At 48.4% G+C, this 15,708-nt stretch carries 11 protein-coding genes; 5 read left to right on the top strand and 6 right to left on the bottom strand.

The features are described from left to right. Positions 1-134 precede the first annotated feature (134 nt). Positions 135-3,020 (top strand): hypothetical protein, encoded by a 2,886-nt coding sequence (locus HUU59_13135; GenBank protein ID NUO20383.1) that lies wholly within the window; start codon positions 135-137, stop codon positions 3,018-3,020. A 117-nt stretch (positions 3,021-3,137) separates the two neighbouring features. Next, positions 3,138-3,503, top strand: coding sequence for a hypothetical protein (locus tag HUU59_13130; protein ID NUO20382.1), 366 nt, complete (start codon positions 3,138-3,140; stop codon positions 3,501-3,503). Between the two features lie 517 nt (positions 3,504-4,020). Here the strand turns inward: HUU59_13130 and HUU59_13125 are convergent. From HUU59_13125 to HUU59_13100, 6 genes are all read right to left on the bottom strand, one after another. Continuing rightward, positions 4,021-6,957 carry a S8 family serine peptidase gene (locus HUU59_13125; GenBank protein NUO20381.1) on the bottom strand — a complete coding sequence of 979 codons (2,937 nt, stop codon included), beginning with the start codon at positions 6,955-6,957 and terminating at the stop codon, positions 4,021-4,023. Positions 6,958-7,401: 444 nt separating this feature from the next. Then, positions 7,402-8,667 carry a T9SS type A sorting domain-containing protein gene (locus tag HUU59_13120; protein ID NUO20380.1) on the bottom strand — a complete coding sequence of 422 codons (1,266 nt, stop codon included), beginning with the start codon at positions 8,665-8,667 and terminating at the stop codon, positions 7,402-7,404. A gap of 383 nt (positions 8,668-9,050) precedes the next feature. Then, positions 9,051-9,710 (bottom strand): ThiF family adenylyltransferase, encoded by a 660-nt coding sequence (locus tag HUU59_13115; protein NUO20379.1) that lies wholly within the window; start codon positions 9,708-9,710, stop codon positions 9,051-9,053. Between the two features lie 8 nt (positions 9,711-9,718). After that, entirely contained in the window at positions 9,719-10,435 is a 717-nt protein-coding gene (locus HUU59_13110; protein ID NUO20378.1) for a hypothetical protein, read from the bottom strand. Continuing rightward, positions 10,398-11,492, bottom strand: a complete 1,095-nt coding sequence (locus HUU59_13105; GenBank protein NUO20377.1) for a hypothetical protein — start codon at positions 11,490-11,492, stop codon at positions 10,398-10,400. The genes HUU59_13110 and HUU59_13105 overlap by 38 nt, the downstream gene beginning before the upstream one ends. A gap of 99 nt (positions 11,493-11,591) precedes the next feature. Then, complete coding sequence (locus HUU59_13100) at positions 11,592-11,921, bottom strand: hypothetical protein (protein NUO20376.1); 330 nt, start codon at positions 11,919-11,921, stop codon at positions 11,592-11,594. 690 nt (positions 11,922-12,611) lie between these two features. On the opposite strand from HUU59_13100, the gene HUU59_13095 reads away from it, so the two are divergent. From HUU59_13095 to HUU59_13085, 3 genes are all read left to right on the top strand, one after another. Beyond that, complete coding sequence (locus HUU59_13095) at positions 12,612-13,187, top strand: hypothetical protein (protein ID NUO20375.1); 576 nt, start codon at positions 12,612-12,614, stop codon at positions 13,185-13,187. Positions 13,188-13,518: 331 nt separating this feature from the next. Beyond that, positions 13,519-13,971 (top strand): hypothetical protein, encoded by a 453-nt coding sequence (locus HUU59_13090; GenBank protein NUO20374.1) that lies wholly within the window; start codon positions 13,519-13,521, stop codon positions 13,969-13,971. A gap of 350 nt (positions 13,972-14,321) precedes the next feature. Continuing rightward, complete coding sequence (locus HUU59_13085; protein ID NUO20373.1) at positions 14,322-15,407, top strand: tyrosine-type recombinase/integrase; 1,086 nt, start codon at positions 14,322-14,324, stop codon at positions 15,405-15,407. Positions 15,408-15,708 lie beyond the last annotated feature (301 nt).

Below are 15,708 nucleotides of genomic sequence, written 5' to 3'. Positions count from 1 at the left end.
GTTTCGAGACAGCGAACAATCGAAGGAACTCGAAAAAGAGTTCTTCAACGGCACTGCTACCGTTAACCTGGCAGATTACTTAAGCGCACACAAACAACTCAAAACACTTATATTTAACCTAAGGAGACAAGCGTATGGCGATTCAGAATACGAACTACAAAGAAAACCTTTCAGTTTCTAATAATAATGATTTCACTAATCCGGCACAGGCTCTACTGCTTGCGTCAGGACTCTTAAACACATTTGTTACACGAACAGATAATTATGCCGTTCAAAACATGGACGGAAGCTACAATCCCACAAATTGCAGTTTGACGTTAATCGACTTGCAAAATCACGTCGCAGGCGACACGACTATCGGCATCTATCCAATCGACAAGGACAACAAAGTCAAGTTCCTTGCCTTGGATATTGATGTCAACAAAGAACACACAGACAAAGTGCAGGAATATCTTCCAGCACTTCAAAACACGGCTCGCAAGCTTTTGAAAGCAGCTGAAGACCTCGGTCTTCACGCTTTGCTTGAGTTCAGTGGGCGCAAAGGGTACCATGTTATCCTGCTTTTTGCGGAACTTGTACCTGCGGCTCAGGCGCGTCAACTAGGACGCGTTCTGATATCCAAAATGGGCACACTACCGGACGGTTTGCACATCGAGATCTTTCCAAAACAGGATTCAATAGATGGGAAGAAGGGCCTTGGCAATTTAATCAAACTTCCTTTTGCGCTTCACAGGGTATCCAACCAGCGCAGTGCGCTGTTGAATCTAGCAGACTTTCAGCCGGTTGCAGACCCAGTGTGTACACTTGGTGAAGCACCTCGAAATACTGCTTTAAGTATTGAACGTGCCATCGGCAGCTTCAAGCCCGATGTAACGAAGAAACTTGATGCATCCACCGGCATTCAGCTTAATCAACCCGGTTTGGACCGGATGATTGAATACTGTCCGATTATCAAGGCGTTTGAGGCAAACCCATGCGGCTGGGACTATGAACCCTGGTTAGGTATCGCATCAAACTACGTCGTTTTCGATGACGGTTGGGAACGATTCACTGAGCTTTGCAAACGTGAAGCTAGTCGCTTCAGTCAGGATAAGTTGGATGATCTGTTTTATGATATCTCAGCCAATTGGAATGGGCCACAAGGGTATGATACTTTTCGTGACCAAGGACTGAAGTTTGATTTACCTGTGGGCGCTCCCAAGGCGCCTGCAGGTTGGGCTTCCAAGTTTGACCCGATTGATAGCCCGATTGTGGAGCGCAGCGGATGCTATGGCAAGATTGGAAAGAACGGCGATTTCATAATGCTGACGCCTTTTACCATCGATGCCGGCGAACTGTTAATGCTGCCGGACGGCGATGTTTTGAACTGCACAATCAAACACATCTCCGGTCAAGAATGGACCGGGATTACTATCGAAAACACGGATTGGCACACGCGTGGAAAGTTCATGAAAGCAACCAAGCACAGCGAAGGAACTTTTCATGGCAGCGACTTGGACGTCATTGACGTGTGTCAGCGTGTCATATCGAAGGTGAACGTGCGCAAACAAGGCACGCGAAGTATTGGTTTACACGATGACATCTGGGTTGTTCGCGGTACCAACTTGACCGCTGCTGGCCAGATCAATCCAATGCAGATTACTCCGTATGACCGAAGTTCAGATTCACTTCATGCTCGCGTTAAGTATTCGCAGATGTCGGATGCTAACTATGTATCCATGATCAGCACATTTTTCAACAACATTCTGGTGGTCAATCAGCGCGAAGTGATGTTGCCTATCCTAGGGTGGTTCTTCGCCGTTCCGTTGAAACCACGGATCATGGACTTGGTTGGCAGCTTCCCAGCATTATTCTGTTATGGAACGCAAGGTGGTGGAAAAACGTCGTTATTAGAATTGATGATGTCTTTGCATGGGTACGATGACCCGACAGTGTCATCTTGCACCATGAAGCCGTTTCCGATGCTGAAGCTATTGAGCAGCACAAACGCAGTTCCAGTTGTTCTGGACGAATACAAACCCTATGATATGCGCGATGGCCAGGTTATGGACTTGTCCAGAATGCTGCGAAAGGTCTATCGTGGGGAAATTGAAGACAAGGGCAAACCCGATGCGACCGTTACACACTACCGCTTAACTGCCCCTGTGGTTCTGTGTGGTGAATCCAAGGTAAAGGAATCAGCCGTTTTAGAACGTGTGCTGATTGCCGGTTTCACCGATGAAATCAAGAAAAACGAAGCGTGTCAGTCAGCATTTAAGGTTCTTAAAGGGCTCGACCTGCAAGCTTTCATGACGCAATACATTCCATTTTGCCTGGGAGTGGATGTGGCAGCGCGGCTGGCCGATGCTGAAGCGGTGGTAAAAACAGCCGTGACTGGCAAATCGGTCGCCCCACGTATTCAAAACAACATTACTGCGATGGTTTTCGGTCTGACGTTGATGCAGGATTTTGCAGCACTGCATGGCGTTGTACTGGAAGGCATGATTGATATTCAGAAGGCTATTGACGCACAGATTGAAGAAATCACCGGCGAAGGTAACGGCCAAGTGAAACTTTCGTTTGACTACTTACTTGAACAACTCGCCATTATGGCCGAAAGAGATATTGTGAAGCAAAATGTTGATTATGCGTTCGCAAACATTCGTAGTTTGGAGTCCGGAAAGGATTATCTAGCAATTCACCTAAAATCTGCGGCGCAGACCTTAACTGCGAATGCTTTCAGAATAGGTTATGTTGGTGAGATAAGCGACGACGCAGCCTATCTAAAACAAATTGAATCGCGTAAGGAATTCGTTCTGAAAACAAACCACCCTGTAAGATTCAAGAATGATGGTTACGGCAAGAAAAGTGCGCCGAAGAAGTGCATAATTGTCGACATGGAACGGGCGTCCCAATTCGGACTTGACCTATCCGGCTTTGAAGCGATTAATAAGTCTCTTGCAGTCGATGACGAAGGTCAATCGCCACCGAAAACCATTCGGTCGAATTCCCCTGAAAACAATTGTAACCTGTTTTCCTAATATGTAACCTTCATGTAACCTGATTGTAACCACGTAAGTTGAGAAAATATAGTATTGTAACCTTGTAACCTTTTTAGAACGATACTCTCGTTATAGAAAATTCACATCACTTGTTTTATGCTGAACTTCGATCAAATAATTATTTATAGAAGGGTGTGTATCGAAATTTTTGGTTACATGGTTACACCCATAAAAATACTTGACTTACGTTGGTTACATGCTGGTTACAAATTCAAAATCCAGGTTACATTTCAAAAAACCAAGGAATCCCCCCAAGTGAAAACACCAAATCAAATTCCCCAAACAATGCCGTTGAAAGCACTAGGCTTTCGCAGACGCAAACCAGAACCTATCAAACCCGATGTCGACTACCCACGGCACGATGAACGCGTGCCACAAGCCAGTAGTTTTGCTGGTATGTGGTTGGATCACTGGAGCCATCGGGGTGATGTCAAGAATCCAGTAGGATCACCAATGGAATAAGCATGCTCCTAGGAAAGACCCTGATGGAAGTAAGGCCCACCGGTATCTCTTCCCGGCTAATACCCTAAGAATCATTCCAAACCAGGTCTCGAAACCGAGTTTGGAGTTTTTTTTGTTGGAATTTTTCGCGGCGTCGTGGTACTCCCCTTAGTAATTCAATCGAGCATCAATTGTTATGCCAAAACAAGCCTCAGTGATGCAGGGTAACCGAAAGAATGCTGATCTGAAGCGCTATTGTTAGTCCAAAGATCTCGATCTTCAAGTAAAAGAAAAGAGGTCCAAAACATGGACATCTTTCATTCTTGCAATCTCAAGCTTGGCGTGTCGAAGTTATTTATTTTCGAATCACTCTGCAAGCGGCCTTTGCCCCTTGGCTGATGCTGCGTACGATTTCGCACAAAATATTTGACATGCTGTTCCTTTCTGGTGAAAATTGTCCTTGGACTGATTCTTATGCCAGAAAAAGAAAAGCCCCAGCAAAATTGCTGAGGCTTTCTGATTTCAGTCCGAGCGGAAACTACCGCATCAGAATCATCTTCTTGGTATCCAAGAACGAACCGGCCTTTAGCTGATAGATGTAAAGACCAGTAGCGACATCGATGCCAGCATTGGATTTGCCGTTCCACGTCATTACATAGTGACCAGCATTGAATTTGCCGTCGCTAACCGTGACAACTTCTTGTCCTAGAGTGTTGAACACCTTTAAAGTCAAGTTCGATGCTTCAGGAAGATCAAACTCGATCTGAGTTGTTGGGTTGAAGGGGTTTGGATAATTCTGATAGAGCTTGTACTCTTGCGGTACAGAGACCAGCCTATCGTTGCTTCTACCGCCTGACATTAGGTATTCAAACAACCCTCGTTCAATCCCCAGTGCCTCTTCGTTATCGCGAGCACGAAGAGTTGCAGGTATCAACTGGCTCGCGGACATGCCGTCGAGTGAACCGCCATCATCACCATTGTTCATCTGCAGTCCCATGAGATCCATGGCGACATAAATGGAGTCCTCGTAAGTCAAACCGCTGTTGAGGAGACTAACACACGTCTCAATGGCATTATCGTATTCACCACGGTTCTGATAGTAGCTTACACGAAGACGTTCGCCTTGGACACCTGCTTCATAGCTGTCTTGTTCCTCAATGAGGTCAGTTAGCAGCCCTGGTATCCAACTTTGACCATTGCTGACGAATGCCTCACATACAACCACGTGGGCAAGCGCAGTCCATTGTTGGCTGGCAATCGTAGAATTTTCCGCAACGGAACGAAACAGCTGCTGTGCTGCTGCATAGTCTTCAGTTTCTTCGTACTCAAACGCGGTTCTCAAGACGTCATCATATTCACCGTCGTCCAAAGTGCCTCCCGCGTTTCGAGCAAGAGGTCCGTTGCTGACCGAACTTCCACCGCCGCCGCCACTCCCGCCGCCGCACAAACCCCACTCTGAACTTGCCTCCGGATCAAAATCCCATCGTGCAGCAACACTTGGGCTGAACATGGTTGTATCAACTCCGCCGGCCCACCACTGATCGGTACATGGATAAGTTGTAGTGCCGGGATTCTGCCACTGGAAATACTTGCCACTTGCTTGCACATTCTTCCAGTTGTTTTTGCCACCATTACTTGAGCCATATTGCGGCGGTACCGGAGGGTCTGAATCAACTACGGGCAAAGCAAGCGTACCCTGCATAATCATTAGGTAAGCACAGCTATCGGTAATAACATTGCTGACGCCGTCGCCGCCCGTGTCGCCTTCCCCTCCAAAAGAAGGAGATGTCCCTGTCGCGCAGAAGATCGAGGATGGCCAGCTGCTGCTGGTTGGGCCCAAATCTTGAAAGTTGCAGCAACGGAAATTGGGAGTATTGGGAGTCGAGTTAAACAACACTCCATACGTCTCTGTTCGATCCTGGAAACTGCATTCCCGGAAAGTCCCGGTGACTTTCTTGATGTAAGAATTGATCCAATCACAGTCTTCAATCGTGACGACGTTGAATCCAACCTTGCAATTGTAAAGATACATCCCCGCAATCTGTGAATCCGCAGGAACATCATGCACGATCAGGTCAGAAACCGACTGCGTCACCGTAGGGCTGTTCCAGAGGCGCAACCCGATACCCTGATATTTCAAACTCGAACAATCCAAATCCACATGGCTGATGGACACGGCGTCAGGCGATTCGACGTACAAACCATGATCCTTGAAATCCTCAAGATTGACGTACGACATCTCCACGCTCCCACCGTTGATCGTCAACCCGTTCCAACGCTCACCCGTGTTGGCAGCCTCGATGTGAATGACGTTGTTCGATGTTCCGTTTGCGACAAGGCTCCCGTTAACCAGAATGTATGCGTTTGGCCCCATTGTGATGTGGACACCGGGATCGAGTGTTAGTGTCACGCTGTCCGGCACAATCAAACCGCTTTCGAGATAGTATGGGCTGACACTATCATAAATATGTTTCCGCACATGCAAATCCGAACTCAACGTCTTGACTCCCGGCGCGCGCAATAAGGCCTTGAAGGCGTTGACACGGCCATATCCAATACTATCATTAGGCAATGTTGTACCATACACGTTGTCTGCCGATTCTTCGATGATCTCACGCAGCTCGGAATAGCTCAGGGTATTGTCAAACGACAAAAGCAACCCTGCGATTCCCGCAACGGCAGGTGCAGCCATGGAGGTGCCGGATGCGTACATTACGCGTTCCTCTGGCTCGACACCGCAAATACTCGTGTCTTCCAATGCGATACCATCTCGCAAATCCGAGAGGACTCCCATGCAATCTATTTCATCGCAGTCAGAAAAGGAACCCGCAGGAGCAGCAACTGTTACGTCAGACCCAAAGTTGGATCCTTCGCAGAGTGGAACGCCTGGATCGCGAAGAAATTTCCATCGTTGATCAGCAGGGTCGGTACCCGCGACCGCAATGACGTGGGTTCTTGTCGCAGCAAGACTTGCGGGAAACCTACACCCTTCCTGTCCGTCATTGCCACAAGAAAATACAAACAGCATTCCAAACTCACTCGCGGCCCAGTCTATTGCACCAGTCAAGATATCGCTGACAACAAAGAAACCGTAGCTCAAATTAAGAATCTCGGCATTACCTTGGGAGTCCTCAATTCCGCGTAGAATCGCACTAACCAAAGAGGTGTTGCTCTGGTGCATTATTTTCTCAATCCTACCTGTGCAGCTGGGACAAACTCCAACTATTCCGTATTCGTTTCTTGCTGCGAGTGCTATTCCTGAAACATGAGTACCGTGCCCGTGTACATCATTCCACACCTCTGGGTTGCTCGTCGATGAATCGAAACATATCTCACCCAGAATAATTCGCAATGAGTTGTCTAGGTCAGAATGCGTCAGTTCGTCTGCTAAATCGTCATACGGTATACCAGTATCGAGAATTGCAATTCCGACTGACATTTCTCCCAGCGTAATACTTTGAGCTTCTTCGGCCATTATATCTGCTCCGGAAGTACCCCCTCTCTGCCCTGCATTACGTAAATTCCATTGTAGATTCCAGTAGTAATCGCTAGTTAACGCGTATGCAACAAAATCTGGATGACACTCCTTTGTGTTAGGGTCTGTTCCTATGCTGTCGCATACATTCTCAACCTCAAAAGAATCTGGAATAGTTAGCACATAAATGTTCAAGTCCGAGTGTTTCCATTCAAGTTGTGCAGAGTAATTGCTTAACAGAGCGGTCAGGGCAACATACCCAGTGTCAGACGTAGTTTCGAGTATTGCTCGTCCCTCGCCAACTTCAACCGTATCACCTTTCCATAATGTAGTTGTTATTGTCCATTGGCCTAGACCATTCACTGCACTACCCATAAGAACCAGCCAAAGGAAATACATTTGCATTCGGAATACTCGCCGCCCGTTCATAAAAAGCCTCCGCTTCTATTTGACAATCACAAGTCTTACGTTCGGAGAAAATGCACTCTCCGGGTTGTGGTTCATGAATCTCACAAAATAGGTTCCCGATACCAGACGGCTTAGGTCTAACGTCGTCGTGCCAACCGGCAATTGCTGTGTTGTATAGACTTGTCTGCCCAAAACATCAAACAGTTGGGCCGATCCTAATGTCGTGGTTTGAATTTGAACTGTGCTGTTCGTTGGGTTGGGGTAGAAAGAGAATTCGTTGAACACGACGCCACGCTCGTTTCTAGGTACGGCTGACGATGATAAGGATACGAACAATCCGGAAAGCGTTCCAGAAATATACTTTGTCTCATCTGCATAAAGTATGGTCGCCGATCCCACAATCATAGAATCTACAACGGCGGTCCACTCAGTCATATCATCAGACACAAGATAGAATCCATTGGAAGTTCCGGCAATCAGCCCGTCTAGTGTCGAGTAGGCAACACTTGTCATGTAGTTCACGCCCGGTGGAAGATCAACAACACTGGTATCGCCCGTTGCAAGATTTACGCTGCTAAGAGAATACACATTTGCAACATAGAGGATTTCTTCCGTCGCGTGATACACGAAGTTGTAGATCCCCTCAGCGGGAGACATGATGAGTGAAGTTACTTCCGTGCTGTCGGTAATTCTAAGGCTGGTAACTCTTATCCCCTCATTAAAAAACAATACGTCTGGATCTGTTCTAGACCAGATCATATTGCCAACAACGTCACCAGTGTAAAGTCTATTCCACGTGTCTCCGCTGTTTCTGGAAGCATGCAAAACTCCCGCTCCTGCATAGTAGCGGACAAACAGCCAGACGGCCGTGTCAATGGGTGAAATCGTAAAATCAATGTGCTCATACAGCGGTGTACCGAAGTCGGAAATCAAAGTCCAAGTAGTATCTTCCACATGCATATACGTGCCATAGTCGGTTGACGCGAACACATTGGGTTGGCAATAGGGATAGTACGAGAGCTTGTGGACTCGATGACCAGCAAGACCTCGAAACTCCCAGTCCATATTATCTCCATGGTGTAGATACACTCCGCCTCCGTTCGGGAACTGGACGCTCCTGAATGTTCCGGCTAATTCTCCGCTTGTTTCCGGATCATCAATTACGTCAAGGACTCCCCACGGCGGACTCCCAATCGGAATCCAGTTTTGAAGGCTCGGTTGCGCATACACGCTTCCCCACAACAACAAAACCGCGAACCCCACCCGCTTCAAAAGATTGAATACAGATAGAATTCGCGTCATGATAGTGGTCTCCGAGCTAAATTTTTCAGCCAGTATCCCTAGACCTGAGATCAAGAAAGGATTTCGATTTGACTTAGTCAAGTTGTCCATGGCATGCTTCCGATGCAATTAGTGTAAATAGGACTGAAGAAGTCTGAATGAATTACGACACGTGTGGTAGCAAAGAAATCGAAAGTAATCAATGAAATGGCTACCGATGGCAAACGCGTGCCCTGTTAGCGACTGTTGCTCTGTCGTCATGCTCAAACATAGAGGATGGTCAGATATCGAATGTCATGTGAGTTTGTTACAATTTACGATAGGGCGTCATGCAAAGCAAGGGTTGAAACGCAACAGCATAAGATATTGATTATCTAAAAGATAGGGTTCGCCCCTACCTTCAGCTACTGTCCGGCCAGGAGTGTCATCGTCGCCAGATCAAGAACAATCCGCGCCGGTAACATCTCATCGCAAACATACCGCTTCACCAAAGAGCAAATCACGCTTGCCGCCATCAGCGGCGTGTAACAAATTGTACGCGCGGTGCAAGGTTCTTGAAGAGCATCGGAATCGTTACAAATAGTCTGTGAATAGGCGATCCTGTCTTCGCGAACCTGCGGCCGCACGGCGTACACAACAAGCGTCTCCAAACCCATGCGCGCGTCGAGATAGAGCTTCACTTCCGGTTTCTCACGAACCAACTTCCAAATAGTCTCGCGTGACTTCATTGAATCAACCGCGCTGATGACGACTCCCGTTAGTTCTCTGCCATCATATTGCATGCCAATGGTGTTCGGCAGCACGCCGGTCTGATTCTCAACGAGAATCGAGAATGCATCTGCTTTCAGCAAGCCCACATCAGACATCCCATATGCCTGATTGCTGACATTGTGAATATCCACAACATCTGCATCGAAACACGTCAGATTGCAAACACCCATCTTGGCTAGATACAAACCCGTGACGCTCCCAATGGAACCCAGACCGATCAACGTTACTTGCAAATTCGCTAACTTCTCTGCATCGACAACATCTTGCTGTCTTAGAAATCGCATATCGTTCATGTGGTCTCCTAGAAGTGGTCAAGTTCATCACGGTCCAATCCCAGCCAATTCAGTTCGTCATCGAGTTCATCCATTGTAAGTGCACCACGTGCTTCTGCTTCCTGAAGTTCTTCGCGAGTTTGCCTCAGACTTGCAGGACCGTAGTCGCGATTTTTTGGAACAAAGGCACTCTCCTTGACTTTGGCTTTGAACTCCGAAAAGCATGCTTCTGCAAGACCGTCCACCGGTGGAAACTTGGTCTCCCAGATGACATCAGCAAGATACATGTGACTGGGATGATACTGGTCCAAACGCATGATCGCATCTCGTCGCTTGTTGACAACCAGGGAAAGCAACCATTCGCCGTTTGCGAGTCCAGCAATGCACGTTTCATCTTGTCCTGACCAGAAAACTTGCATTCCACCGTGGGAATGCGCCCAGCATCGAAGTTTGCGAGAGTCAATGCCTTTAGATTCAAGTTCGGTGATCAATCTCGCAACGTCGGTAATGTCCATGTCGGTTTCATCGTATGAACAGTTCTGCTTGACGAGAAAGAAATCAGTGACGATCAATGCAGTGATGCGTTTGGAATTAGCATTGACGACTTCGTCGACCAGTCCGAGACAAGAAACTTCACCTTTTGCCATGTCCGTCCACAGCCACAGTTTCTGCATTGCGGTTGCCTCGACTTGTATCTTCACTCCAGCATCAACCGGTTGCCGCTGTGTCCTCTGCAAGTTCTGCATCGGCATCCTCCTCTTCGTTGTCCTCTTGTGGACGGTTGGGACAATTTTCTTCATCGTGGTCATCGTATTGCTGACAATGTTCGCACCACCAGCACGAATCACAGTTGTCGATTTCGTGGCCGTAGTCATCGCACCACGAGCAGTATGGTTCATCGTCTTCATCTTCAACCCAGTTTGGATCCCACTTCTCGATCTTCTGAAATGGATCACTGCTGTTGTAGCTGTTAAGAAACTGATGCACGAGTTGAAGAAGTCCATGCAAGTCAAGCTCACCAGCAAGACGTGAAACCAGATGGCCAATATTACCCCAACAGATGTTGTTCGGATCATCCGTGACATGCGGATGGACATAGCCATTCATTTCAGTGCCACCGCTGATCAGAACTTTGCCAAGGTCAAGACGAATTTCCACGGTATAGGGTTCGAATTCGTAACGCCCACCGTCATGTTCAAGTGCGATTGGATACGTCGTCGCGATGATCGATGATTCATCCAGCTTGATAGACTCGTAGCAACTCGGCACCAACTTCATCATCTCGACGAATGTCCGTGTTGCTTTGGCTTTGATTAGTTCCGGTGCTCTACTAAACAGCATCAGAATCTCGCTGTCGCCTTCAATCTTGCGAGACAATGTCATCACTTGCATACAAAGGCGTTCGAGTTCGTATTTGTCATCCCTTAAGGATCGTGCAAGTTCCTGCTTCCGTTCGGCAGCAACCGACTGCATCGTTTCAATCAGTGCTTGTCGTTGCGTGTTTCGAAACGCACGACACATGCGGGGAAGATGCGCGTCGAGAATGTTCGACGTGACATCCAGACGGGGCGCACCGTACAAGACCAACCACGTTGGTGACACCATTCCAACCAACACCGATTCCATCACAAGCGGATCACCGAACATGTCTTTGCAAAACGCCGATTCCTTGTCCGCATTCACATAGACAGCAATCCCGACTTCATGCCACTCACGCATCTCGCTATCGTTCGATACCAAGGCTATCGGTGTATGTAGCTTCTGTTCGTAGAACCTAATCAAGGTTCTAATTTGTTCAATCATAAGCGTTCCTCCGGAGGAAAGAGAGGGCCATGACCACTTGGATCACAGCCCTCTCTGAATACTTGAGACTACGTAGGACAGGTAGTCTGAACCATCCTCTCAGCGACCTCCCTTTACCATTGGCACGAGGGTGAGCACGCTGCCGTCCTGCAGGATGTCACTATCAAATGCTGGCGATCCGTTGACATGACGGGTATACGAGCTGTCTTTCGGAAAACCAGCCTGCTGAATCGCAGCCTCGACTATGGTGTTTTCCGGAACTTCGATTTCCTTGGCCGAGCGGCCTAAGCACAATACTTTCACTCGCATGAGATTCTCCTTGATTTGAACTGGATCGGGCGCAATACCCGTTGTTGATACCAACAGGTTCTTATGCCAGAAATCCACCTCGTCCGCAGCAACGCAGACCCAGGATCTGCATTCTGACACGAAGAGCTTCCCGGCTGGCCGGTTCAATCAGGCAATCGCGAGGGACTTGACTTTTTGCCGACAAGGCGCTACATTTACCACTGTAACTAAAATCGCCAAACTTCTCCCCATGAATCCCACGCCGCTTTAACTTAACCTTTTTGCTCCCTTGCCCTGTATGGAATGGCTTCCAAGCGAGGGAGGCGCCCGTCAATTCCCCTGATGACTTTCTGCCACAATGGCAGTGGTGATTCATTGATTGAGTTGACGTAACGAACCGAATGTCTATTTGCTTTGCAAATCGCTTTCGGTTTTTTTGTGCCCTAAAATATCAGCACATTCAGACAATTACTGCACAATACATAGAGAACAACAAGTGTAAAGTCGACTTCCTTCTTCAGCAACCTAAGTAGTTCGATAGCGATATAGCTATTGATAGAGCATCAATGCCTGAATGTGTACCACAAATACACTTCAGGCTTTTTTTTTTGCTTCAACAAAGCAATGCAGAACAATTCAAACCAGGAGCAATGATAACAAGGACTCTTGCTTCAAGTTTGTCTTACCAGAACCAACTAGTCTAGACTAGCAAGCAAACAATCAAATACGGTCCTCGGGCCCGAGGTCGTGTCAACCAACCGCTGAAGCGGGTGGCGAACACGGCCTTGCCGTGTTTCTTCCCATCTGCATCGGCAGAGAGGACGCACGGCCGTGCACGCAAATGACAAGGAACGTGAAGACAAGTGGAAGATTGTGTTAGGTCAAGTTCAGGAACGGGTTAAAAAGCTTGGCATGGGGTATGACGATGCACAAGACTTGGAGGGATGGCTGATAGAAAAACTCCTGCTTTGGGACGAACGGTTTCCCGAACAGGGAATTCCGGATTCAGACAAGGTATATCTTCGTCTCTGGCTTATGAACAAGCGAATCATGGACTGGAACAAAGCTTACGCGCTTCGGCGAGCCCGTCATGTGCCGATTGTGCAGCGCGATGTCGAAAGTGGCGATGAATTCGATCTCGACTACAAGGCCGCTGATTCGGATGCCCATGACGATGAATCTTACAAGGCAATCGAAAACCGCGATGAAGCTGAAGTTGCGGACCGTCTCATCAGATATAATATCCGCAAACGTGGAGCAGAGCTTCTCGATGCCGTGAAGTCAATGGACACTTTGGACTCGGCCGAGATTGCAGAGAAACTCGCATGTCTTCCAAACGCAGTTAACTCACAGTTTTATTTGATTCGCCAGAAAAGCAAGAAGTTAAAAATTAGAGATTTGGAGTAAATCCGATTTCCGATTTGATTGCCTGGCTATTTCGGTCGTCTTCAATGTGTAGGGGAGATCGTGGGGACCTCGACCTGGCAGGTTTGTTCTTTGACATGATTCGGTCCAATTCCGGATGAATTTCTGGACCTGCCGACCCACTTCAATGGGATTTTCTGTTGCGCCTTGCTCCGCAAAAAATACGGTATCGGAGTTCGCAACTATCTGATGACAAGACCACACGAAATTCCCTGCTCAGAGGAACGCGAAGGCTTAGGTCGCGTTGTGCCCTAGGAACCGGTGTGGCCGCGGATTTCGGCCACAAACAAGCATCTATATAAGGAGGTGCATCGTGAACAACGTGCATCCCATTTCAAAAGCTGCCGAGATCATCGGCATCGACGAAAGCAAGTTGGAGGCTCCCGCAAAACGCTACGGAGCACTGCGCATCGTCGCTGGTTCTTTGAAGTACATCGACGTTGATCGTTTTAACGAGGGTGTTGCGGCAGAGCTCCAGGCCAAAGTCGAACAGGCTGAACGTCGTTCGAAGAGCAAAGGTACCAGCGGCCGTCAAATCGGTTTGTTGCGTGCCCGCACTGAACGCGCTCCCAGTTTGATTGCGTCGAAAGAAGGCGCAATCACAGCAGCTCGTAAGCTCGTTGAGGAAGCTGCGAACGCGTACGAGAAATCACGCGCCAAGAAGACTCTTAAGGACCTTGAAGAAGGTCTGAAGCGTCTGCGTGACAACTTCGCGAAGGATACAGCAGAACTCAGTCGCATTCTGAACGAAGACGACGAATCCTAACTATCTAGTTGGATTCGACAATCCTGTGATAGGGCAAGGATTTGATGAATTTCACATGAGCAAATGGCACTGGGCCCTTCCACACCACTACCACTGGCACAATGTGCCCGACAACCAGGTGACAACCTGATGAACATCCCCTTACGCAAATCGCCTAGCGATCGTAAGCGATGCGCAGAAGGTACCGAAACCAGCAGGGCGGGGAGACGTCCCCGCTCTGTGGGTGGTCGGACTTATTGGAATAAGATAGTAGATCACACCGTCCGAGGACACTCAAAGCAACGAAACAAGCTCCTCGCAACATATCGCGTGACATCACGCGGACATTACCGAGGAGGCGCATAACAACCATGGCAAGTTTACGACACAAGAAGCTCAAATCGGGCAATTACATCTGGGTCATCGAGTACCGGCTTGACGGCAAGTCGAAAACGTACTCGCTTGGCAGCACGGATCGGCATACGGCCCAACGGCTTTACCATGAGTTCTGCGCGAAGCTACTTGATGTTGAGCCAGGGCAAAAAGCGGACAAACCGATTGATGTTAAGGGCGAAAAACGCCGCCGGGAAGCCCGCGAGCACAAGGCGAAGTTGCAAGAGTTTTCGAGACTTCGGATTCCTGACCTTGAGCGTGAGTACATGGCCTTCAGCCGCGCGAACAAGACTGAGAACACGTGCGAAATCATTCAGCAGGGATTCTGGAAGTTCCGGGAGTACGCTGATGACATTCCGCTGGAGGACGTGAACTACCAAATCGCGGAGGGGTACAAGGCGTGGCTATTGCAACGGTTGAACGGAACGACCACGAACATGTACCACCGTGCCGTAAAGGCAGGGTTCGAATACGCCGTTAAGCTCGAATGGTTGGTGAAGAATCCCTTCAAAGGCGTGATGCCAGTCAGAATTCCAGAACCGGACTACGCAGTTTACCTGAACGAGGCGGAAGTTGCGCAGCTATTGTCCGCGATTACAAACGAGGAGTTCCGACGGCTGATTCGCTTCTTTCTGCTGACCGGTTGCCGCAGAACCGAAGTTGCGCTAATTGACTGGAGGGACATTGACCTGGAGATGCGGACGATCATCCTGAGAGCAAGTAACACGAAAACCAAACGCAATCGCGTTCTGGAGATCGGTGAGAAGCTCTACGACCTGCTGATAGAGCAGGGACATAAGAAATCCGGTCGGTTGTTTCCGAAGTGGACCGCAAACTCAATCACAGTGATCTTCAAGAAGTACGTCAACAAATGTGACTTTGGCCGGAAGATCACCGTTCACTCGTTGCGTCACACAGCGACTGTGTATTTTCTTAAGGCTGGGATCGACATGTTCACAGTATCCCGTATATTGGGTCACACATCCGTACGAACAACCGAAACAGTCTATGCCCACATACCCACGGGACGCAAGCGAGAGGCCATGGACAAGCTCCCTTTTTGACCCAGAACACAACACCGTCGTAACGAAATGTCGTAACGCGTTACGACGTCGTGTTTTCACAAAGTCACAAGAGCCCCAACATTGGGGCTCTTTTCTTTATCACTTAGATCGAAGATTGCAGATCACAAAGATGTCTGGCAGCAATTTACTACCGATCTCTAATGCTTGAAACATCTCACCTTACATCTGGAAGACATCCAAAAGACAAAGCCCCTGACATTCTCATGTCAAGGGCTAAGTCAATGGCGGAGAGAGGGGGATTCGAACCCCCGATACGGTTTCCCGTATGCACGCCTTCCAA

It is taken from the genome of bacterium, assembly GCA_013360195.1.
In the GTDB taxonomy this organism is placed as follows: Bacteria; Electryoneota; RPQS01; order RPQS01; family RPQS01; genus JABWCQ01.
Note: the sequence above shows the minus strand (reverse complement) of the source record. Positions and strands in the feature narration are given on the sequence as shown.